This is a genomic window from Sphingobacterium sp. KH_072 (genome assembly GCF_057837975.1).
Genome location: NZ_CM174457.1, coordinates 3246078 through 3271695, shown reverse-complemented (window position 1 = coordinate 3271695; position 25618 = coordinate 3246078). Strand labels below are relative to the sequence as shown.

Here is a 25618-nt window from a genome sequence, read left to right as displayed (position 1 = left end):
AAGATAAGATGAGAAATATAATCATAACACTTACAGCTCTTTTGCTCGTTCTGATGAGTTCGTGCGAAAAGAACTACACGGAATTTTATTCGGATAATAGACCAGATATTCCGGTGACCTTTGAGGGGGCTACGACTCACGGATTTAACCCGTACATTATAGTGCCGTTAAATAATGGCAATATCAGTTTCACGCCGACCATACCAGCAACTTCCGGTAGAACGATTGCTTCTATTTCACGCGTACAAGCTGGTGGTACCAATATCAATGCAGGCGGAGTTCGCGCAGCGACTTATATTAATGCGCCTATCGCTGGTAACGGAACCAAAGCCACTTTTACGACTACTATTGATGAGTTTCGATCAAAAAGTGCTGCCAACAATAAGCTTATTCAAGACTTTATAGATGACGAGGATCTTTCTCAACTAGAGATTGCCTTTATGTTTTTAGTGACGCTAGATGATGGTCAAGAGATTATTCCAGTACAAACACGTGTGTGGATTCGTAAATAGTTGTCTCAAAAAATGTTTTAACCTTTCATAAGGGGTTGGTTTGAGCTACAGTTTTAAATAAAGCTGCTTCTATAGAAGCAGCTTTATTTGTTTAATCGATATGTTCAATACCTCTATTGTAGAGTTCTTTTGTTAGGGGCGCATTATGAAGAAAAATGTCTTGTTTTTTACTGAGCAGATTAGTATTACGGAAGGGGAGGATTGTTCAAATGCGAATCTAGGCCTTTTGTTTATAGCAGTAAATTGGTTGAATTCAAAAAACTGATTGACTTAGTTTATCGTTTTACCGTTATAAAACCAACTTGCGACATTGCGTGCAAGTTCTTATTTTTTGGTGTCAGTTACAATCTGCCAAACTCACATCTCGTCTTAGTGTGTCTTTAATGGGGATGCAAATTATATAGTATTTCTGACCTTTCCATACAAAAACTTGAATTATCGAGTGAATACAATATGTTATTTGAAACATAAGGTTGTTGTAACACGAGTTAGTGTGACAAATTGAAACCAGCCTATTAAAAATAAAAAAAAATCGACCTTAACACAATAAGCTAAGGGTATTGATTTATTATTTCGTAAATAATAAAATATTTTTTTATGAAAAAAAGTGTTTATATTAAAAAAAATCTGAAACTTTGGCAATAAGTGTTCCAAAGTTTAATTAAGCGGCTTATTTAACACTTTTTTGCATTATTAATTTAAATGTCTACTATTGGCCATTATTAACTAAACACACACTCAAACTTATGAAAAAACAATTACTCAGTTTTTTTGTGCTATTCACACTTCTATTAGGTGGTGTATATGCGCAAAACCGAAACATCACGGGTAGGGTTACTTCCGCAACAAACGGAGAACCACTCTCAGGTGTTACGGTACTCGTTGCGGGTACGGGAATAGCAACACAAACAGACGGATCGGGAAATTACGCTATTAGCGTATCAGGTTCTGGCAGTTTGCATTTTACATCTGTTGGCTATACAGATAAAACAGTTCAGGTGGGCACGCAGACTACCATAAACGTACAGCTTAACAATGACAATGAAGATATTGATGAAGTAGTCGTTGTAGGTTATGGATCTGGTGTGGCTTCAAAAAATGCAGTGGGTTCTATTGCACGTGTTGGTGGCAAGGATATCCAAGGACGTCCTTCAGCTAATGCATTAGAAGCATTGACAGGACGGGTAGCAGGTTTGCAAGTGTATACCAATAGTGGTGAGCCATCAGCAACTCCGAGTATTAGATTAAATGGAGCAGGTTCTATTAGTGGGGGTAACACACCTCTAATTGTCATTGATGGTATTCCGGTCGGGGATGGCGCCATGGCTTCTTTAAATCCTGACGATTTTGAGAGTGTAACCGTATTGCGTGATGCTTCTGCTACTTCTATTTATGGAGCGCGTGCATCTAATGGTGTTATTTACTACACAACCAAAAAAGGCCGCGTAGGAGAAAGAGCTACTATTACTGCACGTGCCCAACATATTTGGTCAAGCTTAGCGCGTTCTGAAGCTCAAAGAAATATGATGAACTCCGAAGAGTTATTGAATTACTGGGTCAATTCGGGCTATAGGACACAGCAGCAAACGGATGAAATCCGCGAGCAATGGCCAAATGACACTTACTGGACTGATTATTATTTCAAACAGAATGTACCAATGAAAGAGTACAATCTAAATGTAAGTGGTGGTGGTGGTAAAACACAATACTATTTTTCTACTTCTTACTTTGACTCGGAAGGTGTCATGCACCGCTCATCATTCGATCGTATTACTTTAAGAAGTAATTTGCAAACTCAATTGAATAAATGGACTAAAGTCGGTCTGAATTTGGCAGGGGGCTATGATCGTAGAGAGCTTAATGGGTACACCACTAATAGTTTGAATGGCGGTTTGTCAATTTTGGGTTTACCTTGGTATACTCCATTTGATGAAAATGGCAATGAGTACTATGATCAGCAAATTCCTGGTTTGGCACGTTGGTCTCCACAATACTTAGCGGATAAATTCCCGTCCATGGATAGACGTCAAACTTTCACACCAACGGCTTTTATCGAGGTTGCACCTGTACAAGGATTAATCTTGAGATCGCAAGCAGGTATGGATTACTATAATGGCCGTACTTCATTACGTCGTATGCCATCTTACTTGCCAAATATCAATAATGGTACGGCTACAGAAGCTTGGAGACAATCTCTTGGTCGTACAATTACAACTACGGCAGAATACAAATTTGAACTGAATCCTGATCATCGTTTTACAGCGCTTGCTGGTCATGAATACCAAGATTTTCGTGACGAAAATTTCCAAGGGTTTGGTACGGGTTTGGCGGATGACCGTCTAATTCAATTACAACACACGACAACCGGTTTCACCGTTGGCCAACAGAGTACAGAGTATGTGTTCAATTCGTATTTCGGGCGTTTAGGATATGATTTGCTAGATAAGTATTTTTTCAGCGCTACCCTTCGTAATGATGCATCATCTCGCTTCGGTCGTGACTTAGAAAGTGCCACGTTTTGGTCTTTCGGTGCCAACTGGAATATGAAACGTGAACAATTTCTACAGGATCAAGACTGGTTGACTGACCTACGTTTTAAAGGATCGATTGGTACATCAGGTAATGCGGGTCGTTCTATCATCGGTTCAACATTATCCAACTTTGAGTCTTTAGCCACAATAGGTACAAGTGCTTACAATGGCCAACCAGGTTACGGTATTAGTACTCCGGGAAACCCAATGTTATCCTGGGAGAAACAACGTATGATCAATATCGGTTTTGATGCGCGTTTATTCGACCGTGTTAATTTCGAAGCGCAAGTGTATGATCGTAATACTTCGGCTTTATTGATGAGTGTACCTACACCATATACAACTGGTTTTGACGAGATCTTATCCAATGTAGGTAAGTTGAATAATAGAGGTTTTAATTTTAATATCAGTGTAGATGTATTAAGATCAGCAGATTACTATTTTACACCTTTCGTGAACTTTGAATATGTTCAAAACAAAATGACTGAACTGTTCCAAGGTCGTGATTACTGGGTAGTACCTAACACAGGGATTAGTTATGTTGTTGGACAGCCTATTTCATATTTCTACCCAATGTTGAAAGGTGTGAATCCAGATAACGGTAACTTAGAGTGGTACTTGCCATCAAGCGACGTAACACAGACTATCACTGACCCTAATTCAGTAACCTCTACGTTTAGTACAGCAACTTTGCAGCAAAATACAGGTATAAACCGCTACGCACCCGTTAATGGAGGCTTTGGTTTTGATGCGGGGTATAAGGGCTTCTTTATGAACGCCAGCTTTAACTTCTCTGTTGGGAAATACTTGATCAATAACGATGCATACTTCTTCTCAAATCCAGCACAGTTTCCAGGTTTTAATCAAACTAAAGCGGTTAACGACTTCTGGAAAGCACCTGGAGATCAAACAGAATTTCCGAGAATTGGTGTAGCAAGACAGTTTGATGATTCATTGATTGAAAATGCATCTTTCTTACGCTTGAAAAATTTGAGCTTCGGATATCAAATACCTAGAGCCTTATTAAGTAGGACAGGGTTTTTCCAGTCTGCCCGTTTCTATTACATCGGTCGTAACGTGTTGACTTTTACTAAATTTAGCGGTGCTGATCCAGAGCTAGACTCGAACTTGGCGCTTGGTATAAATCCCAATACAAAACAACATGGTTTTGGTATTGAATTGATGTTTTAATATTTAAAGGAAATTGAAAATGAAAAAGATAAAATATTTGTTCTCGGGACTTCTCGCTCTGGCAATGCTTAACTCATGTGATGTTGAGCGTTTCCCAGAAGGGAATATCGAAACCAGCTTATCGTTAGTTTCTGTTGCCGATGCAAAAAAATGGGATGCGAACTTCTATTCTGATCTTCGTGGACGAGTGTATGGTGTGTTTACTATGGCAGCTGATATTCAGGCGGATGAACTAAACGCGACCGCTGAATATGGAAATAACTATGGTGGTGTGCATCGTTGGAGCCAAGATTTCAATGCGGATAGCTATGAAATTCGCGATCTATATCGTGAGTATTATCGTGCACTAAAAAACGTGAATTATTCAATTGAGAAGTTTCCCACATTACCAGTAGCTACACCTGCAGAGCAGACGGAACTGAATAATTATTTAGGTGATGCTTATTTAATGCGGGCTTATTATTTTCTTAATCTGACGTTGCGGTATGCTAAATCATATAACCCAGCTACTGCTGCTTCTGATCTAGGTATTCCCTTGGTGTTAAGTTATACTCTGACAGAACAACCGGCTCGTGCTACTGTAGAGGCGTCTTACCAGCAAATATTGTCCGACTTAGCTCAGGCAAAAACGTTACTAGCTGGTGTACAAGGTACGCCTGGTGCTACTCGTTTTTCAGCGGAGGCTGCTTCAGCATTAGAAGCACGTACCAAATTATATATGGGTGATTTGGCAGGTGCACGTACTGCAGCTGAAGCTGTAATTTCCGGAGGGAAGTATACCTTATATAATACTGCAGAAGGATTGACATCGCTTTGGAGGAATGACGCTGGACAAGAGACCATTTTTCAATTGTTCGCTAATCGTGCTGCTGAAAGACCAGTTCAAAATTCAGCCTATTTTGGATATGAACCTGCTACAAATACCTATCGCTCTTTTTATATCCCGTCACAATGGGTAATCGATGCTTATGAAGCTAATGATTTGAGAAAAGCAGTATATTTTAAACAAGGATCGTTATTGCAGTTGGGTAATACCTACCAAGTAAACGTAGTCAACAAATACCCTGGTAATCCAGATTTGATTCAATCAGGTACGGAAAACCACAATGCGCCAAAGATCTTTCGGGTTGCAGAACTTTATCTGATATCAGCAGAAGCGTCGGTTGTTTCTAATCCAGGTTCTTCTTTGGCTCGTCTAAATGAATTACGTGTTGCTAGAGGTTTAGCGCCACTTGTGGGATTAACTGGCTCAAATCTTCTCAATGAAATTAAAGCGGAGCGCCGCAGAGAGCTATTCCTTGAAGGTTTCCGTTTAGATGATTTGAAAAGATGGAGTGAAGGGTTTACTCGTAGAGCGCCACAAGGGCAAGCATTTTTAAGTCAAGGTGCAGAATTTACAACAAAAACTGTTTCTGCAACTAACGAGAAATTTGTTTGGGGTATTCCTGCACGTGACATTCTCTTAAATCCAAACTTGGTGCAAAATCCAGGATGGTAATAGGAACATGCTCTTATTAATCATTAATGATTAATAAGAGCATGTTTTAATATATTCCCTGTCAGTAATTCTGGCAGGGATTTTTTTGTTGATCAGGGTTGATTCCTAAACGATATTCGTAAAGGTCAGTTTTTTAACAGTGGTACTGCTCCAGACCTGACGCCACGCAATAAATTCTTTGTGCCGTTAAGAGTCTTAGGTGGAACACGTTTCCCAAATACTGCGAATCTGTATATGCGAGTAGATGAAATGGTTTTGTTAAACGCAGAAGCAAGTGCGCGCTTAGATCGTGATCAGGATGCTATAACAAGTTTGACCAGATTATTAAACCTACGTTTAGATAATACAGCTTACTTGACAACACTTTCGGGAACAGCTTTAAAAAATGAAATTTACAAGCAAACTCGTATTGAATTATGGGGTGAGGGCAAAGCATGTCTTGCTATGAAACGTAATAAATTCAGTGTTGTTCGCGGTTCTAATCACTTATTTAATGTTGGAACTCAATACCAGTTCAACAATCCTGCGATAAGCTTAACAATTCCAGAACAAGAAGTTTTAAATAATACTGTATTGTATAATTTCTAATATCTTACTCATTTTCAGTATTAAACGAGCGAGTCGCTGTTAAAGCGCCTCGTTTTTTATGTTATTTTTTACTGAATACACAGACGTTATTATCTAATGTTTCTAACCCAATTATACCATAGATGAAGATGCGTAAGTGTCTGTTCATGGGGTTCTTCACACAATCAAGTGTTCTTTCCATCTAAGAGTTAAATATGCAAGCAAATGCTTGCATATGATTTTGCAAATAGCGAAGAAACTGCTATTTATCGTTGCAGCTCGGCAAATAGTTTTGTTCTGATCTCGACCAATTTTGTTTAAAAATATCATTGAATATTCGTGGGTATTTTATTGTTTGGGTGACTTATTTGTGGGATAACTTTCTTCATTTTGTTGTAATTCGAGTGTAATTGATAGTAAAATCGTGTGCTTAATTTGTTTTTGGTTGTTTTCAGTTTAGAAATTGTGGTGATCTTATAGATAATGTGTAACTAGTATCATTTTTTATAATTTATATCTCGTTTATTATGGATTTAACAAAATTTTACTATGTTTGCAGCGCTTAGTTGCAGCGCCCGTTGCATCTCGGTAACTAACAACTACTATATATTATTAATACACATCTATGCAAAAACAACTACTTAGCATTATTGTGCTTTTCTGCCTATCCATCGGTATGGCGCTAGCACAAAACCGTACGTTGTCCGGTCGGATAACAGATCAAGAGGATGGCTCTCCTGTAATTGGTGCATCCGTTCTAATTGAAGGTACATCTATCGGTACACAGACAGATCGCGATGGTCGTTACACGATTAAATTTGCACAAGCCGCAAAACGGCTAACCATCTCTCATGTAGGGTATCTCTCTCAAACTATTTCTTTAACCAGTCAACCAGTTTTAGATGTTAAATTAACTTCTGAAGCTTCCTATCTAGATGAGGTAGTGGTCACGGGTTATGGTACACAACGGCGTGGTGATATTGCGGGGGCCATCTCACGGGTCAATCCAAAAAACATCGAAAACATGCCCGTTCAATCGATTGACCGAGCTTTACAAGGACAAGCTTCAGGTGTGCAAGTCAATGCTTCCAGTGGTGTGCCAGGTGCAGCTGTACAAATGCGTATTCGTGGTACAGGATCGATCTCTGCCGGTAATGAACCGTTGTACATCGTAGATGGTGTACAGATGAACACAGGTACTTCTACTTCTTTCGTTAACTCCAATCCATTGGCATTTTTGAATACCAATGACATTGAATCTATCTCCGTATTGAAAGATGGCGCAGCAGCAGCCATTTATGGTGCTCAAGCAGCAAATGGCGTGGTGTTGATTACCACTAAAAAAGGTAAAGCTGGGCAGAGTCAGATCAACTTTAATACCTTTTTCGGGTGGACCGAGCCGATGCCTTCTGTGAAGATGATGAATTCGCAGCAATTTGCGCAAGCGCGTGGTGAAGCTATTTGGAACAGAAACCCAACTAGAACAGATCAGCTTAACCGCGATGCGTGGTTAGATGCATTAGGTTTGCCACGTACCACCACGGATGGCGAAATCGCCGCATTACCAACCTATGATTGGCAAGATGCCGCATTCCGTAATGGTAAGAATCAAAACTACGAATTGTCGTTCTCTGGTGGTAGCGAACGTACTACCGTGTTTATGTCTGGGTCATATAACAAGCAAGAAGGAGCCGTGATTGGAATTGATTTTAGCCGTGGTACTGCATTGGCTAATATTAGTCACAAAGCTTTGGATTGGTTGACCGTTGATTTCAACGCTAAGTTATCATCTGTAACACAGAATGGTATCACTGGGAGTAACTCTTCGTCTGGAGCTTTTGCGGCACCGCAGTACTCAGCACCGATGATGTTACCGTACGTGCCAATCTATAATGAAGATGGTAGTTTTAATGCTCCTACGACAAATCTTCCAGGAGATATGGGGCATAATGCTATTTTTACAACATCTGTTAATACCATTAGAAGTAATACTAAAGCAGTAGTTGGTAACACGGCATTTACAGCGAAAATCATGGATGGTTTGACGTTTCGTTCATTCTACGGTATTGATTATCGTATGATAGCTTCGCAGAATTATCGTGACCCTCGTACCATTGATGGTTTTGCTAGAAATGGATTACTAGAGCTTGATAACTATGAGAATATTAACTTCTTAACGAACCAGACATTAAACTACAACAAAACCTTTAATACCGATCACACCATTTCGGCAATTTTGGGAGCGGAGTACAGACAAGATAATCGCGATTATCGCTTTATGTCGGGCGAAGGTTTCCCAACTTTTCAATTTCGTACGATGCAGTCTGCTGCCAATCCAGTCAATGTCTCTGGAAATTACACGGGCTTTAAAACAGCTGGTATCTTCGGAAAGGTAAATTACGATTACAAAAAGAAATACTTCATTGGCGGTGTTTTACGCTATGATGGTTCTTCTCGTTTCGGTGCGGATAACCGTTATGGATTGTTTCCAGGCGTATCTGCTGCCTGGGATATCAATCAAGAAGACTTCTTGAATGATGTAAACTGGTTGTCGCAGTTGAAATTAAGAGCCAGTTATGGTCATACAGGTAACTCTAACATTGATAATTTTGGATGGAGAGGATTATACCAAGGTTTGGGAGCCTACAATGGCCAACCGGGTATTCGTCCTTCCGGTATTTCTAATCCAGAATTAAGATGGGAGCGAAATATCACGACCAATTTAGGCTTAGATCTAGGATTTTTCGATGGTCGTATTACAGCAGAAGTGGATGTTTTCCGTCGTCTGAGTACGGACTTGTTACTTGATCGCCCGTTGCCTTATACATCAGGTTATGCAGATGTAAGTTCGAATATTGCCGAAGTAGAAAACCGTGGTCTAGAACTTACTTTGAACACGATCAATGTACAGGCAAGAGATTTCCGTTGGACCACTAGCTTCAATGTTACTTTTATGGATAACAAGTTATTGTCATTGTACGATGACCTAGAGGTGTTGCCAGGCGACCAGTCAATCCGTGTAGGTTACTCTTTAGGTTCTCAGTTTTACGGGAGATATGCCGGTGTAAATGCAGCAACTGGAAAAGCAATGTGGTATGATAATGCCGGAAATATCACGTACTCACTAAGAAATCCATTGGACTATACTGTACTAGGAAACAGCTTAAGCGATAGTTATGGTGGTTTTACGAATTCATTTAACTATAAAGGAGTAGAATTATCTGCTTTTTTCCAGTATGATTTTGGGCGTATGTTGTACAATAGTCAAAATGCGTTTTGGTATCGCAACGGGGCAACTTCTAGAAATGGTTTAGTGGATGTATTTGAAAGACGTTGGCAGGAGCCAGGTGATATTACTTCTGTACCAAGACCCATTGATGGTGGTGCAGAAGTGGGTATGGCTAGTGGATATGGTACCAGCAGTCGTTTCCTAGAAGATGCATCTTATATCCGGTTAAAAAATATTAGCCTTTCGTATACATTGCCTACGGAAATAGCGTCTCGTCTTCGTGCTAGACAATTGCGCGTGTATGCACAAGGTACAAACCTTTTGACTTGGACAAAATGGACGGGATACGATCCTGAGTTTGGGTCTACAGGAAGTAATTCTGAGCGCGGTACTACCGTACAAGGATCTACACAAGGTGCTATCCCGCCGTTGAAGAGTTTTATAATTGGTCTACAATTGGGCTTTTAATTAAAAACGAAATTACAATGAAGAAAAATTTTATATATATATTATTAGCTGGAGCTTTATTTTTAAATAGCTCATGTGACAGCTTACTAGATGTCGATCCGCAGCAGTCGATCGACTCCGAAACAGCATTAACCAGTGAAAATGCGGTCAATGCAGCAGTGAATGCCGTCTACTCTCGATTTAGAGAATTGGGGCTATACGGTCGCGATTTATTGGCCATTCCAGAGTTGTTAGCAGATGATGCAATCAATACCGGCGCAGGCAATCGTTTGGTGCCACAGGCAAATAATCAACCGGCATCACATATGCTAACAGCCACGTGGCAGATGAGCTATTATGCGATTAATCAAGTCAATTTAGTCTTCGAAGCACTGGAAACACTTCCTGCTACTGATGAATACAAGGCAAATGTATCTGGTCAGCTTCATTTTCTTCGGGCACTTAGCTACCATACATTGGCCAAATGCTATGCCTATGATCCAACGGCTATTATCGAAGCGTCTAATAAGGGCAGTGTGCCAATCATTACAAAAGGCGTACTAACATTGGATCACATTGTATACAATACACGTCCTACTATCAGCGAAGTTTATGATTTTATATACGCTGATTTGGAAAATGCAATCACCAAATTACCGAATAATACATCGGTTTATGGTGCTTCAAAATCTGCAGCACATGCCCTTTTTAGCCGTGTAGCATTATATCGTGGTGATATGACCAAAGTAATATCGGAAGGTAACGCGGCAATAACTACTGGAAGTAAAACCTTAGCACCTACAGACGCTTTTGTGCAAACATGGCGTACGGTAAACAATCCAGAGTCTTTCTTCGAAGTAGCATTTACCAACACAGCCGACAATATCGGTGTAAATGAATCCTTACGTGCAACCTATACTACGCGGCTAACACCAACTGCGACGTCTGGATCAAACCACGGCAATGTGGTTTTGAATGATGCTTTCTACGCTTTGTATGGTGCAAATGATGTTCGTCGCGAAATCATTTTACGCGGCTTGACTACTGCTAATAGAACCCGTTGGGAGATTACGAAATTCATCAGTAGAAGTGGTGTGAATAACATGGATAATGTGCCTGTTATTAGGCTTCCAGAAGTGATTTTAAATATGGCGGAAGCCTATGCTACTCCAGGAACTCCAGCATTTAATGAAGAATTTGCACGAACCCAACTCAACTTAATCCGGGTTCGAGCTGGCATCGGGGAGACTTCTGTTTCTGGATCTGCCTTGTTTGAAGATATAATTATGCAACGTCGATTGGAATTGGCTTTCGAAGGACATCGTTTCTTTGATCTGAAACGCCTAGGACGTGATATCATCAAGCCGACAGGTAACGTTGCTTTTACGGATTTCCGAATTTTGGCTAATATCCCTGTTCGCGAAGCGGCTCCAAATACACAAGTTGTACAGAATCCTGGTTATTAATTGAAACACTCCATCATGAGATTTATAAAATTTATTATTTTAGCATTAGGTATTCCAATGCTTTTTGGTTCCTGCATGAAGGAAACAGACGAAGATTTCTATTTCACTAATGCCTTAGTAGAATTTGACCTAGCCACCAGCACAGCCAATGCGCCGGGTCGTAATTATCCATTGTTAGCTGCTAGACTTAGAGGGTCGGGATTAGTTTCTTATCGTATCAACTTACTTGGGGCGCAGCTTAGTGCGAATCAAACGATAGCAATTCGTATCGATGCCGAAAACTCGACGGCAGTAGAAGGGGTTCATTACCGTTTGCCAAATGGCTTAAACGCGACTTTACCGGCTAATTCGAGCACGGCAGATTTTGCAGTGGAGATCTTGAACTATCCAGCTCAACCTACTGGGCCTGCAACGGCAGCAGTGGTCTTCGAAATTGAAGGAAATGATCTAGTCAAACCGAGTGAAAACCATAAGAGCATCGGGGTGCAAGTAAACTTACGCTAAGCACATCTTTTTAAAATTACGAATGGCTGTCATCAGAGATGACAGCCATTTTTTTGTTCTTCCGCTTATTGGTCTGTTTCCTTTATATATCCCTATATATGTTTTCATGAAAAGCAGGCTCACATTCCTTTTCCCGCACTCAACTAATACACAAAGATCTTACAATAAATAGTTTATGTATGTAAAGCGGTGTTGCAATCCGATTCCAACAACAGAATCGTTGACGAACAATGAAATCTAACTACAAAAAAGGCCGTTGATCAACAACGGCCTTTTTTTATCATACTAACTGCTAGAACTAACCTTTCACCATCGCGATAAAGTCATCAAAAAGATAACGAGAATCGTGTGGGCCAGGTGAAGACTCTGGGTGGTACTGTACCGAGAATGCTCTTTTGCCTTTCACGCGGATTCCTTCGATGGAATTATCATTTAGGTTGATGTGCGTTACCTCCACCGCATCCGAGTTTTCAATATCTTCGCGGATTACACCAAAACCATGGTTTTGAGAGGTTATCTCACACTTATCAGCGATGATGTTCTTTACTGGGTGATTGATTCCACGGTGTCCGTTGTGCATTTTCTCTGTACGGATATCATTGGCTAATGCCAAAATTTGATGACCTAAGCAAATTCCAAACATCGGCTTATCCGCTGCTAAAATTTCTTTTACCGTATCGATAGCGTAATCCATCGCTGATGGATCACCAGGGCCGTTTGAGATGAAGTAACCATCTGCACCCCACGCTTCCATTTCTTGGAAAGAAGTTTTTGCAGGAAATACTTTAGCATATACTTGGCGCGCATCGAAGTTGCGCAATATATTTTTCTTAATGCCTAAATCTAACACCGCAATGCGAGTAGACGCATCTTCGTCACCGTAGTAATACGGCTCTTTTGTTGTTACATGAGAAGATAACTCTAGACCTGCCATCGACGGCACATCCTTAAGTTGTTTTACAAGAGCGTCTACATCCAGATTCTCCGAAGAGATGATCGCATTCATCGCGCCTTTGTCCCGGATGTAGCGTACCAGCGAACGCGTGTCGATATCCGAAATACCTACAAGATTTTCTTCTTCAAAGTAGTTTTGGATCGAGCCGTCCGCCATTTTTCGGCTGTAGTTTACATTATAGTTTTTACACACCAAGCCAGCAATCTGGATTTTCTTAGATTCGGTATCATCCTCATCTACCCCATAATTACCAATATGTGCATTCGTCGTTACCATGATTTGCGCATAGTAAGAAGGGTCTGTAAAAATCTCCTGGTATCCAGTGGTACCCGTGTTAAAACAGATTTCGCCAGTTGTAGTTCCGATTTTTCCTGCTGCCTTTCCATGAAAAGCCGTGCCATCTTCGAGTACTAATACCGCGGGTAATTTGCTGTAGTTGGTCATTGTTGTATAAAATAACGATTGTTAAACACTTTGTAGATCATTTTTACCTAATCCTGGGCCTATATACATAAAAAAAGCCCAAACGGGCTGCAAATTAATTTCGTACATAACCGATGAAAATCATCGGTAAAAAAGCGTCAGATAGATAAAGATTTTCTTTCATTTTCTGGGATACAAAAGTAGAAATAAAAAAATGAATTCTGAAATATCACCTTCATTTTTTTAATGTATCGTCCTCCTTATTAGAAGGACGATACATCGCATTTATATTATTCCTTTTCGAAGAAAGTCGGCTGATCCAATTTTACAGCAATTCGATAGGCGGCATTCACCAAGCCAACATGACTGTAAGCTTGTGGGAAATTGCCCCATTGGCTACCATCATGCTCACTTACATCTTCACTGAATAACATCAGATGGTTGCTATACTGCATCAGTTTTTCAAAAATATCCTTTGCTTCATCAATGCGGCCTACACAAGCCAGTGCTTCCACATACCAAAAGGCACAGACTAGGAAGGTAGATTTGGGTTTGCCAAAATCATCTTTGTGCAAGTAACGGTAGAATAAACCATTCTCCGCTTTCAACTCTTTTTCCAGAATTTCTAAGTGTTTAGCAGCTTTCTCGCTAGCCGGATCCAAGTAATTCATCATGATGAGCTGCAAGGTGCTAGCATCCAGATTTTTGCTATCAATTGCGTTGGTGTATACACCTTCTTCAGGGTCGAAACATCCCTCAATATGCTCAGCAGCACGCTTTTTGAGGCGTTGCGCTTCCTCAGCAATATCATCCAATCCATACATTCTAGCAATCTTCAGTGCGGCAGTACTACCTGCCCACTGGAATAGATTAGAATAGCAATGGCGCTGTTCAAAATTTCGAAATTCCCAGATGCCCGCATCCAGTTCGTCAATCGTAGCACCGATCTTCTTCAGGATAAAAGAAGTCCATTCGCGTACGTTGATCTTCAATTCGTGATTGTAGCGGCTATCGGTGAGTAATGGGAGTAAGGCGATCAATGCTTGTCCGTACACATCATTTTGAATGTGCTCATGCGCTTGATTACCGATGCGTACCGGCTGCTCACCCAGATAACCATTCAGATAATCTAATGTGCTTTCCGTCAATTTATGTTGCCCGAAAATACCATACAGTGGTTGCAGACGATCCAGATCAATATGCGTGATATTCGCAATGTACGAGGCATATTTTTCCATTTCTTCAAATTGGCCGATGTGGCTGAGCGCTGTCAACACATAGTAGCTATCACGCAACCAGCAATACCGATAATCCCAATTGCGCCCGGAGCCCGGATGCTCTGGCAAACTGGTCGTACTCGCCGCGATAATCGCGCCCGTATCCTCGTATTGGTGCAATTTTAGAACTAGCGCAGAGCGAATGACTTCCTTTTGGTAAAAAGTAGGGATCGATGCTTTCTTAATCCATTTCTGCCAATACTGCTGCGTGCGCGTTTGAAACTCTTCGGCAGTACGCTCAATCGGCGCTTCGAACGCGCTTCCGTACGTCAGAATCAAATACACCGTTTGGTTCAACAGAAATGGCACTTCATTTTCGAAGAAATGACTGATCGGCATATTAGTGGCCAATCGCATGTGTGTATCGGCAGAGTGGAATTGTACATGATTACTGCCACGATCCTTCTTGAAGGTCTGCTTTCCATAATCGTACGTTGGCTCGCAGGTTACACGAATTTTAGGATGGCCAGATAGCGGTTCTATCTTACGGATCAGCATGAGCGGTTTGTAATACCGTTCGTACTGCTCGAAGCGTGGCGCAAAATCTGTAATCCGGTAAGATCCATCTTCACTTGTGATCTCTGTGCATAGCACATTGGTGTTATCTACATAGTACTGCTTGCTTTCCAGAATGTCACCCGTTGGGCGGACGGAAAATTCTCCACCTTTTTCCTTGTCCAGCAGCGAACCAAATACAAAAGAATCCTCAAAAGATGGCCAACATAGCCAATTGACATTGGTGTCTGTGCCCACATGGGCAATATAGGAGCAGTTACCGATGATACCGCTGCCGTAACGATGTTTTTGCGACATATAAAGCTTAATCTATCTATAAATAAAGTTATTCGGGTTGATTTTTCTGTACTAGTCCGGCTATAGAGTGCAATAGCTGGATGGCATCTTGTTGACTATCTACATAATATTTGGCGGCCGATTTTTTACTGCCTACTTTGACTGATACGGTTTCGCCGGGCAATTCGTGAAACATATCTTCATCGGTAGCATCATCGCCCATCGCGAAGATAAAATCAGGTTGCAGTTTTTCGACAAGGCCGCTAGCCGCTTTCCCCTTATTCACCTCCGAATTTTTGACTTCGATGACCTTATCGCCATACAATAGTTGCAATCCATGATGTGGAATCAGATAGCGCAAGCTATCCATAAGCTCCTGCGCACGCAATCTGCCCAATCCTGATTGCACTTTGCGGTAATGCCACGCCATGGAGTAGTCCTTCTCTTCGACGGAAGATCCGGCCGTGCGGTTAGCGATTTTATTCATGATACGCTTCACCGATGGCTTCCAGCGATCCGATATGTTGGATTTGCTTCGCCAGGCTTCATCGGGCAATTTTTTCCAAACACCATGCTCGCCCACCAAGGTATAACCACGGTTGCCGAACCATTTATCCAGTGTTTGATGCGGTCGTCCACTGATAATGACCACGGTATTATTTGGGTCGGATTGCAAGGTGTCTAGTAATTCATATACCTCTTCTGTCGGCGTAGCTTTGTCTGCTTCATTGTGGAAACCGATTAACGTACCATCATAATCTAGAAAGAAGATTCTTTTCTGTGCACTTTGATATCCCGCAGAGATGGCTTCGTTATTTTCTGGTTGGATTTTGCGGGCAAATTCCTTGCGCTGCTGAATCTTGATTTCCTTCATCCGTGCAAAGAAAATCTCCACCCAATGGTGAATGTTGAATTTCTTGACCAAAGCAAAGTTCGCATCCATGCGATTCAGCTTTTCTTCTTCCGACATATGCAGCGCGAAATGCAGGGCATGACTAATCTGATCGACCGAATTGGGGTTGACATGTACGGCGTCAATCAGTTCTTTTGACGCGCCAGCCAATTCACTCAATACCAGTACGCCCGACGTTTCTTCTTTGCTCGCAATATATTCCTTACTTACTAAGTTCATGCCGTCGCGGATGGAGGTAATCAAACATACATCGGCCGCTACGTACAAGGATGATAATTCTTCGACAGGGTAGGAGTTGTAGAAATAAGCGATCGGCGTCCAATCGGTCGAGCCATACACCGAATTGATGTTGCCCACGCGGCGGTCGATCTCATCACGCAGTCGCTTGTATTGCTTCACTTGATCACGCGAAGGTACCACAAGCATATACAATACGACTTGATCGCGCAGTTCTGGGTAATTCTTAAGCAGCTCTTCAAAAGCGACGATGCGCTGTATAATTCCTTTGCTATAATCCAACCGATCGATAGAAAGGATGATTTTGCGTTGTTTGAAATAAGATTTGATCTCTAGCGCTCTTGCCTTCACACCAGTATCTTTGGACAAGGTGTTAAATTTGTCGAAATCAATTCCCATCGGATATACCTCCACATACGCACTGCGTCCGCGAATCTGCAAGTAATTGTTGCGAATCGGAATGTTCAGGATGTGCGTACAAGCATCCAGGAAATGCTGTGTGTCGTTGAAGGTGTGAAAAGCGATTAAATCTGCGCCGAGTATACCTAGTAGCAATTCATTCCGCCAGGGAATACTTCTAAATACTTCATCTGGTGGAAATGGGATATGCTGAAAATATCCGATAGATAATTTTTCGTAGTGTTTTCGAAGTACATTCGGCAGCAGCATGAGTTGATAATCGTGGATCCATACGGTATCTTCGCTATCAATATATTCGCGGACGATCTGTCCAAACTTTTCGTTGACCTGTACGTACGTATTCCAATTATCGGTATCGTATACCGCATAGCTTGGGCTATAATGACAGATTGGCCAAAGCACTTCGTTGGAAAAACCTTCGTAATAGCCTAGTATTTCTTCTTCGGTGAGGAATACGGGCACGAGATTGAGCAAACGTAATTCTTCCGTGATGAAAACACGTTCTGCTTCATCTTGCGGAATGATACCTGGCCAGCCGATCCATATATTATTTCCTGCATTATAAATGGATCCCAGGCCGGTTGCTAATCCACCTTCACTTGGGCTGATGACCAATCCATCTTCTTTTCTTTCAATCTTTACAGGTAGTCGATTCGAGACAATGATTACTTTGTTATTGTTTTTCGGATTCATTCTTATCGTTTCGGTATTGACGCCGACTCTGTGGGTTTTTAAACGCATTTATCCGCGCCGAGTCTACATTTTATTCACTGTTCTTACAACGTAGTATTGCTCAAAATGTTTGCTTAAAACCTTTTTTAAATTTATTCTGCCAGCCGAATAGTATTATCCATAAATAATATTATATTTGTTTCTCTATGTCGAATAATACAACATATCAATTGTGGTGGTGGCCGGGTGCAAACAGCGTCGGCAGGCATAACTATTGGTGTGTATAATATAAAAAATACAACCTATTTACATGAGGCCCGACGCAAACGTCGGGCCTCATTTTGTTTATAAGAAATAGATCACAACATCAGAAAACGCGTATTCATGTCCTATACATTTACAACGAACTATAAGAAAATCTTGGCCGATACTACCACGCCGGTAAGTATCTATCTGCGCCTGCGCGACGTGTTTCCTAATAGTCTGCTATTGGAAAGTTCGGAATATCAGAGCCGCGATAACAATATCAGCTATATCTGTTGTCAGCCCATCGCGGGCATTGTGTTGAACCAAGAAGGTCTGCATATTTCGTATCCGAATAAGCCAAAAGAAAGCAAACCGGTAGATGGTATTAACTTGAAGCAAGAAGTCTCGGCTTTTCGGGATTCTTTTCATTCGGAAGCCGTGCCCGAGGTCAACCTGATTTCTAATGGGTTGTTTGGATATTTCTCTTTTGATGCGGTCGAGCATTATGAAGATATCCAGCTCACCACGCCGAAAGATCCGAAGCGCGACATACCGCCGATGCAATATCATGTGTATAAGTATGTGATTGCGATCGATCATTTCCGGAATCAATTGTACTTGTTTGAGAACCTGTTGGAGCATGAAGCCTCTGATCTGGATCGGTTAGAATACATTATCCAAAATCGAAACTTCCCAGAATATGCGTTCAAAAAACAAGAAAACGAAGGTTCGAATATGACCGACGAAGAGTTTCGCGAATTGGTGCGTAAGATGAAAACACATATTCAACGCGGCGACGTATTCCAAATTGTGCCATCGCGTGCATTTTCGGTTGGCTTCACTGGTGACGAATTTAATGTGTACCGCGCGTTGCGCTCGGTGAACCCATCTCCATATCTGTTCTATTTCGATTACGGCGATTTTCGGATTTTTGGGTCTTCGCCAGAGGCGCAATTGACCATCCGTAAAGATGAAGCCACTATCTATCCGATCGCAGGTACTTTTAAGCGTACCGGTGATATGGAGCAAGATGAGCAGATCGCCGAGCAACTCAAGCAAGATCCTAAAGAATCTGCCGAGCACGTGATGTTGGTGGATTTGGCGCGTAATGATTTGAGCAGACATTGTACCAATGTACATGTGAAGTCTTATAAAGAAGCACAATATTATTCGCACATTATCCACTTGGTTTCTAAAGTGACGGGCAAGTTGCATGCAGGCTCCAACCCATTTGATGTGGTGGGCGATACCTTTCCGGCGGGCACATTGTCTGGTGCGCCAAAGCATATGGCCTTGACATTGATCGATCGTTACGAAGGTTTGCAGCGTTCGTTTTATGCTGGCGCAATAGGTTACATGGGTTTCAATGGAGATTTTAACCACGCGATTATGATCCGCTCGTTTCTAAGTAAAGGTAATTTGTTGCATTATCAAGCTGGTGCCGGTATTGTATTGGATTCGGATCCAGAAAGTGAATTACAAGAAGTAAATAATAAAATTGCGGCACTGCGTCGCGCATTAGATTTAGCACAAACGCTATGATGATTAGACCACTAGAATACTGCGAACATCAAGAACATGTGGCAGATTCACTGCAAACGATCGAGCATAGAATAGCCGAATTAGTCGAGTTACGAAATGCTTATATCACCAAAGCAGCTGCTTTGGGAGAAGAGATACCAACAAAAGTACATACATTAGAAACCAAGTTGCCGCATGCACAATAACAAAATACTAGTTATCGATAATTACGATTCGTTTACCTACAACTTGGTGCATTTGCTGCAAGAGCTTGGTCGGGATTACGATGTGGTGCGCAATGACAAATTTGCGTTGGAGGATGTGGATGCGTATCACAGTTTATTATTATCTCCTGGGCCGGGCATTCCGAGTGAAGCCGGCTTACTGATGGATGTAATTCGCCGTTATGGCGCGAACAAACAAATTCTAGGCATTTGCTTAGGGCAACAAGCGATTGCTGAAGTATATGGCGGTTCTTTATTCAATATGAAAAAACCCTTGCATGGCGTGGCTACGGGTATTCAAGTGTTGGATCCGGAAGAACGTTTGTTTCGGGATTTTCCAGAAGATTCTCAGATCGGTCGATACCATTCTTGGGCGGTAGACCGCGAAAGTTTGCCCGATTGCTTGAAAGTCACCGCGGTGGACAAAGATGGAATCATTATGGCATTGTCTCATAAAGAGTACGATGTCCGTGGCATGCAATTCCATCCCGAATCGATACTCACAGACAACGGACGTATGTTAATTGCCAACTGGCTTTCTTAGCCCAGATTGATCATTCAGAATAGTAGACCATGACGATATTAGACAAGATTATAGATCGTAAAAAGGAAGAAGTTGCGGCAGCAAAATCAAAAGTAACAGCCGCGGAACTGGAAACGTATCCACTATTTGGCAGAACCTGTTATCGCTTGCGCGATTTTATCTTAGACGGCCAGCATACTGGCATCATTGCTGAATACAAACGTGCGTCACCTTCCAAAGGCGTCATTAATGGAAATGTCACCGTGAAAGAAGTGGTGCAGGGATATCAGGCCGCTGGCGCTTCGGCCGTTTCTGTCCTTACCGATGCGGATTTCTTCCAAGGCAGTTTGGCCGATTTGACGGCTGCGCGCGAAGTGCTGCAAATTCCGCTATTGCGAAAAGAGTTTATCATTGATCGGTATCAGATCACCGAGGCGAAAGCGTATGGCGCAGATATTATTTTGTTGATTGCCGCTTGCTTGGATGCCGAAGCCATTGAATCTCTTTCTGCCTATGCGCAATCGCTCGGATTGAGCGTGCTGCTAGAAGTGCACAATGCCGAAGAATTGAGCCGTAGTTTGTTTGATACGATTGATGCGATTGGCGTGAACAATAGAAATCTGAAAGATTTCTCCGTGTCGCTGGATCATTCTTATACGTTAGCAGATCAAATTCCGAATCACTACATCAAAGTATCCGAAAGTGGTATATCGGATCCGGCAACGATCCGCGAACTCCAGAAAGTCGGCTACGCCGGATTTCTGATCGGCGAAAACTTCATGCGTACGAATGATCCTGCAAATGCGATCCAGCAATTTGTAGCGGAGCTACAGGGATAAAGATAGGCGCTTCATTTTTACGTTGTTATCTTTTTGTTAATGCTTGCAGCAGTATGGATAATTCCTATCTTTGAAAACTAAGGTAAAGTTTTGTATCTTAGTGTTTTTGATACACTATGTGTGTAAGATATTTTTAGATAACCATATACAGTAAAAATGAGTTTAATAATCGATGTACATGCGCGCCAAATACTAGATTCGCGCGGAAATCCAACCATTGAAGTTGATGTAACCACACAAAATGGTTTTGTTGGTCGTGCAGCCGTTCCTTCTGGAGCATCTACAGGAGCCCACGAAGCGGTTGAATTGCGTGATGGCGATAAAGCAAAATATTTAGGAAAAGGCGTCTTGAAAGCGGTAGAGAACGTAAATACGAAAATCTCTGAAGCTTTGCAAGGTGTGGATGTATTCGAGCAAAATGCCATTGACAAAATCATGATTGATTTGGATGGTAGCGAAAACAAAGGCAACTTGGGTGCTAATGCTATCTTGGGGGTATCTCTTGCTGTTGCAAAAGCTGCTGCACAAGAAAGCCGTCAACCATTGTATCGTTACATCGGTGGTGTCAACGCAAATACACTTCCTATTCCGATGATGAACATCATCAACGGTGGTTCTCACTCTGATGCGCCTATCGCGTTCCAAGAGTTTATGATCATGCCAGTAGGAGCGACTTCTTTCTCAGAAGCACTTCGTTGGGGAGCTGAAATCTTCCATACCTTGAAAAAAATCTTGCACGACCGTAACTTATCTACTGCAGTAGGTGATGAGGGTGGTTTCGCACCAACATTTGACGGTACAGAAGATGCGATCGAAACGGTATTGAAAGCTATTGAGCAAGCTGGTTACAAAGCAGGTCAAGACGTATTCTTAGCGTTGGATTGTGCTTCTACAGAATTCTTCGAAAACGGTAAATACGATTACTCGAAATTCGAAGGTGCTAATGGAGCGGTTCGTTCTACAGAAGAGCAAGTAAACTACTTAGCAGAATTGACGGAGAAATACCCGATCATCTCTATCGAAGATGGTATGGGCGAAGATGACTGGGCTGGCTGGAAACTATTGACCGAGAAAATCGGCGATCGCGTGCAGTTAGTAGGTGATGATTTATTCGTAACGAACACAAAACGCCTTCAAGAAGGTATTGATACCGATACAGCGAATTCTATCTTGGTAAAAGTAAACCAAATCGGTTCGTTGACGGAGACAATCAATGCAGTTTCTTTAGCGCAGCACAATGGGTATACTTCGGTCATGTCGCACCGTTCTGGTGAGACAGAAGATAACACGATTGCTGACTTAGCAGTAGCGTTGAACTGTGGACAGATCAAAACAGGTTCTATCTCTAGATCTGACAGGATTGCAAAATACAACCAATTGCTTCGTATTGAAGAAGAATTGGGTAGCAATGCAAAATATATCGGTAGCGCATTCAAATACGCTAATAAAAAATAATCCAATTTTGGATTGTCTTAGTGAAAGGCTATCAAGGTGCGCAGGTACTTTGATAGCCTTTTTTAGTACATAGATCCCTTTTCTAAAGGATTTATTGATCTTAATCCATACGCATTATTTATTTTTTTTGTTTAATCCATTCATTTTGGTGCGATAATAATATCTTTGTGTTTATGGAGCGCTTCGTCAACGTAGTTCGAAACAAGTATTTGATTGCTGTTGCGGTGTTTATCGCTTGGATGGCATTCTTTGATCGTTATGATCTGACTACACAGTACAACTATCAGCAGGAAAGAAAGAAGCTAGAAGCTGAGAAGGAATACTACACAAGCGAAATCTCTACCATATCCACAGCGATCAAAGATGTCAAATCCAACCCCGACATTATCCAGAAGATTGCCCGTGAAAAGTTCAAAATGAAAAGAACCAATGAAGATGTGTATATTGTCGAGGAATCGACAGTAGACTAATCCTGCGCATCTATTGGCATTTTTATAAAACGATCTTATTTATCAATATATTCCTCAGCGCAGTACTTTTTCCGACCCTAGCTGATATATTACTTCATCCCTATTTACATCATTCTTTTTAGCTTTTGCTCCGTGCGGCGTATACAAATAAAGCTCCCTCCAAAATACAAAGCCATAGAAATGGGAATTATCATAGACGACTTTGACCTCAAGTCATGATCAGTAAAGTATATCAACAAAACTTGAACTACGATGATTACGGGGGTTAAAAGCATCCATTGTTTTGAAAAATACCTTTGCGCAAAGCGCCAATTATCTATATTCTTCATAGATCGGGTCGTCCTATACCCGTAAATAGCATTGATGTTTTTGGGTGGAAAAAAATACATCACCAAAGGGACTGCTAATATAAAAAGGTCGATAAGAATAATGTCTATAAGTTCTTTAGGCATGTTCAGTAAGTTCTGATTTTAGATCCTATAATATAACAAAAAAAGCGCCCAAACAATGTTTGAGCGCTCCATAAACTTTCTATAGACTTGTTGTCTTATGCAAACAACGACCAAGTTTTCCAAGGAATGCGTGATAAAAAAAGAATCAAACCGACGGTGTAGAAAATGAAAACCGTTTGGTTTGCTTTCCAATCTTCAGTCATTCGCTTCGCTTTCGAATATCCAATGGTAATCGCGACCACACCTAATATCATGACAAGTGGGTGCTCAATGACTTTGAAGCGCATCAAGCTATCTTTCATAACTGCTCCTGAGAACATGCTGTAGTATTGAAGCGTGATGAAATAGATGATTCCTATAAGCATCTGCATGTGTCCGCTGATCAAACCTATCAATGCAATTTTCCTATTGTATGGTCGATATTTTAAGTAATTAACCAGTGTAATCACAATAGATACTACCAACGCGATCAGCAATACTACAGCAAGTGTAGAGTGTAAATGTTTCATTCCAGTTATCGTAAAAATTAGTACTTCAATACATTATCTCGGCACAAATATACTACTTTGATAGTCGTTTGTCTCCTAATTCTTTGAATTCTGACTTCGCCTTGAAATTCGGAAATACGGTCTCCATACTCAGCGAATAGCCAATATCAAAGAATAGACGAATATCGGCTAAGATGCCAGAGAAATCCCAGTTTTCATTATACTCATCTGCGACCGTATGATACGTTCCGGCCAACGCTTCTTTGCGTTTGTTCAATGCCACGCTGTCGGTTTCCAGATAATCACCGCCGCTTCCCATAAACAATCCCGGTACGCCCATCTTCACAAAATTAAAATGATCTGAACGGTAGAATCCGCCAGAAGATGGACTTCCAGCATCTACGATAACGCGGTCGAATTTTGCAGCCGAACGCTCCACGTAATCTTCCAACTCAGTCTGGCCTCGGCCGACGATAGAAACACCTTTCGTAGCACCGACCGCATTAAACGCATCCATATTTAAGTTTCCGACCGTTTTATTCAATGGGAAAATTGGATGCTCTGTATAATATTGTGATCCTAATAAACCTTCTTCCTCTGCCGTCACTGCCATGAACACGATGGTACGTTCTGGCTTCACTTTCGCAGCTTGGAAGGCTTTCGCAATTTCAAATAGGGCAGATACGCCAGCGGCATTATCAATCGCACCGTTGAAAATCGAATCACCATCTAATGCGTCGCCAACGCCCAAGTGATCCCAATGTGCCGTGTAAATCACCACCTCATCAGGTCTTTTTGTACCTTTCAGTTTTGCGACAACATTATTAGAAGCAGATTTTCGAATTTTACTTTGCAAATCTACTCCTGTTTTGATGCCCATCGCGCGTGCTTTGAAACCAGGTTTCTTTGCCTCTTCCATGATGCTCGCATTGACAGCACTGATAGCAAATAATTGATTGGCTACCGGAGTGGTAATCCAACTTTGAAACTGTACATTTTGCGCATCAGCCGCTGGAACCAAACTCAGTTGTGGTCCTGACCAACCAGATCTTACCACGTTCCAGCCGTAGCTGGCGGCCGCAGTTTCGTGGATTAATATCACACCGGCTGCACCTTGTCGTGCCGCTTCCTCATATTTATAATTCCAACGACCATAATAAGTCATGGTATCTGCTTTGAACAGGTTTTTATCGTACCGACCGGGGTCGGAAACCATCGCTACCACTATTTTTCCCTTTACATCGATGCCAGCATAATCGTTCCAATCGAATTCTGGTGCCACAATACCAAAGCCCACAAAAACTAACTCCGAATTAGCCACCTGAATATGATTATCCATTTGTGGAGTCGAGATTACAAAATCCTCTAGGTAACGAGCATTGACTTGTCCCTTCGAGCCGCTAAATGTCCAAGTTGTATTGGTCGGCTTGGCATCAATCTGCACCATGGGCACTTCCTGAAAATAGGAGTCGCCATTTCCAGGTTCTAATCCCAATATTTTAAATTGTTCTTCAATATACTGTACCGCTAAAGTATCTCCCTGTGTAAACGGTTTTCTGCCTAAAAAATCATCAGAAGACAGCACGGCGACATGGGCACGATAGCTTTCTTCGGAGATGGCAGACAGCGCGGCAGAATCCAAGCTGGATGCATCGTATTGTTCGGTTTTCTGATTGCAAGATGCTAATGCAAGCAGTGAAGCTGCGAGAATAGGTAGCGTTTTATACATAATTCAAATATAAGGGTTCTTCTCAAATTACGCTATT

Annotated in this window: 19 protein-coding genes; 13 read left to right on the top strand and 6 right to left on the bottom strand. The window is 41.6% G+C overall.

Features of this window, described 5'->3' with window-relative positions:
- Positions 1-8 precede the first annotated feature (8 nt).
- The 7 genes from AC3IRT_RS14575 (at position 9) to AC3IRT_RS14545 (ending at position 11945) form a co-directional block, all read left to right on the top strand.
- Positions 9-512, top strand: a complete 504-nt coding sequence (locus AC3IRT_RS14575; protein ID WP_489393940.1) for a hypothetical protein — start codon at positions 9-11, stop codon at positions 510-512.
- A gap of 746 nt (positions 513-1258) precedes the next feature.
- The gene (locus AC3IRT_RS14570; RefSeq protein ID WP_489393939.1) at positions 1259-4234 is read left to right on the top strand and encodes a SusC/RagA family TonB-linked outer membrane protein; all 2976 of its coding nucleotides are present in this window, start codon (positions 1259-1261) and stop codon (positions 4232-4234) included.
- 19 nt (positions 4235-4253) lie between these two features.
- Entirely contained in the window at positions 4254-5732 is a 1479-nt protein-coding gene (locus tag AC3IRT_RS14565; protein ID WP_489393938.1) for a RagB/SusD family nutrient uptake outer membrane protein, read from the top strand.
- A gap of 180 nt (positions 5733-5912) precedes the next feature.
- A complete protein-coding gene (locus AC3IRT_RS14560; protein WP_489393937.1) occupies positions 5913-6320 on the top strand; it encodes a RagB/SusD family nutrient uptake outer membrane protein in 408 nt (135 codons plus the stop codon).
- A gap of 604 nt (positions 6321-6924) precedes the next feature.
- Positions 6925-9996, top strand: a complete 3072-nt coding sequence (locus AC3IRT_RS14555) for a SusC/RagA family TonB-linked outer membrane protein (protein WP_489393936.1) — start codon at positions 6925-6927, stop codon at positions 9994-9996.
- 17 nt (positions 9997-10013) lie between these two features.
- Positions 10014-11441 carry a RagB/SusD family nutrient uptake outer membrane protein gene (locus AC3IRT_RS14550; protein WP_489393935.1) on the top strand — a complete coding sequence of 476 codons (1428 nt, stop codon included), beginning with the start codon at positions 10014-10016 and terminating at the stop codon, positions 11439-11441.
- 15 nt (positions 11442-11456) lie between these two features.
- Positions 11457-11945 carry a DUF4843 domain-containing protein gene (locus AC3IRT_RS14545; RefSeq protein ID WP_489393934.1) on the top strand — a complete coding sequence of 163 codons (489 nt, stop codon included), beginning with the start codon at positions 11457-11459 and terminating at the stop codon, positions 11943-11945.
- Positions 11946-12243: 298 nt separating this feature from the next.
- Here AC3IRT_RS14545 and carA read toward each other — a convergent pair whose 3' ends face one another.
- The 3 genes from carA to AC3IRT_RS14530 all read right to left on the bottom strand — a co-directional run bounded on the left by carA (position 12244) and on the right by AC3IRT_RS14530 (position 17655).
- Positions 12244-13344, bottom strand: a complete 1101-nt coding sequence (carA, locus tag AC3IRT_RS14540; protein WP_489393933.1) for a glutamine-hydrolyzing carbamoyl-phosphate synthase small subunit — start codon at positions 13342-13344, stop codon at positions 12244-12246.
- A gap of 269 nt (positions 13345-13613) precedes the next feature.
- Entirely contained in the window at positions 13614-15413 is a 1800-nt protein-coding gene (locus AC3IRT_RS14535) for a glycoside hydrolase family 15 protein (protein ID WP_489393932.1), read from the bottom strand.
- A 28-nt stretch (positions 15414-15441) separates the two neighbouring features.
- Entirely contained in the window at positions 15442-17655 is a 2214-nt protein-coding gene (locus tag AC3IRT_RS14530; protein ID WP_489393931.1) for a bifunctional alpha,alpha-trehalose-phosphate synthase (UDP-forming)/trehalose-phosphatase, read from the bottom strand.
- A 363-nt stretch (positions 17656-18018) separates the two neighbouring features.
- Here AC3IRT_RS14530 and AC3IRT_RS14525 point away from each other — a divergent pair, with 363 nt between their 5' ends.
- The 6 genes from AC3IRT_RS14525 to AC3IRT_RS14500 all read left to right on the top strand — a co-directional run bounded on the left by AC3IRT_RS14525 (position 18019) and on the right by AC3IRT_RS14500 (position 22912).
- Positions 18019-19422, top strand: coding sequence for an anthranilate synthase component I family protein (locus tag AC3IRT_RS14525; RefSeq protein ID WP_489393930.1), 1404 nt, complete (start codon positions 18019-18021; stop codon positions 19420-19422).
- Positions 19419-19607 carry a hypothetical protein gene (locus AC3IRT_RS14520; protein WP_489393929.1) on the top strand — a complete coding sequence of 63 codons (189 nt, stop codon included), beginning with the start codon at positions 19419-19421 and terminating at the stop codon, positions 19605-19607. Before AC3IRT_RS14525 ends, AC3IRT_RS14520 begins: the two co-directional genes overlap by 4 nt.
- A complete protein-coding gene (locus AC3IRT_RS14515; protein ID WP_489393928.1) occupies positions 19597-20169 on the top strand; it encodes an anthranilate synthase component II in 573 nt (190 codons plus the stop codon). The genes AC3IRT_RS14520 and AC3IRT_RS14515 overlap by 11 nt, the downstream gene beginning before the upstream one ends.
- 29 nt (positions 20170-20198) lie before the next feature.
- Positions 20199-20987 (top strand): indole-3-glycerol phosphate synthase TrpC, encoded by a 789-nt coding sequence (trpC, locus tag AC3IRT_RS14510; protein WP_489393927.1) that lies wholly within the window; start codon positions 20199-20201, stop codon positions 20985-20987.
- A gap of 156 nt (positions 20988-21143) precedes the next feature.
- Positions 21144-22442, top strand: coding sequence for a phosphopyruvate hydratase (eno, locus tag AC3IRT_RS14505; protein WP_489393926.1), 1299 nt, complete (start codon positions 21144-21146; stop codon positions 22440-22442).
- Positions 22443-22615: 173 nt separating this feature from the next.
- A complete protein-coding gene (locus AC3IRT_RS14500) occupies positions 22616-22912 on the top strand; it encodes an FtsB family cell division protein (RefSeq protein WP_489393925.1) in 297 nt (98 codons plus the stop codon).
- 104 nt (positions 22913-23016) lie between these two features.
- On the opposite strand, the gene AC3IRT_RS14495 is transcribed toward AC3IRT_RS14500, so the two are convergent.
- The 3 genes from AC3IRT_RS14495 to AC3IRT_RS14485 all read right to left on the bottom strand — a co-directional run bounded on the left by AC3IRT_RS14495 (position 23017) and on the right by AC3IRT_RS14485 (position 25581).
- On the bottom strand, positions 23017-23301 hold the full coding sequence (locus AC3IRT_RS14495) for an SdpI family protein (RefSeq protein WP_489396140.1): 285 nt from the start codon (positions 23299-23301) through the stop codon (positions 23017-23019).
- Between the two features lie 158 nt (positions 23302-23459).
- Positions 23460-23873, bottom strand: a complete 414-nt coding sequence (locus AC3IRT_RS14490) for a hypothetical protein (RefSeq protein ID WP_489393924.1) — start codon at positions 23871-23873, stop codon at positions 23460-23462.
- Between the two features lie 52 nt (positions 23874-23925).
- Positions 23926-25581, bottom strand: coding sequence for a M28 family metallopeptidase (locus tag AC3IRT_RS14485; protein ID WP_489393923.1), 1656 nt, complete (start codon positions 25579-25581; stop codon positions 23926-23928).
- Positions 25582-25618: the final 37 nt, after the last annotated feature.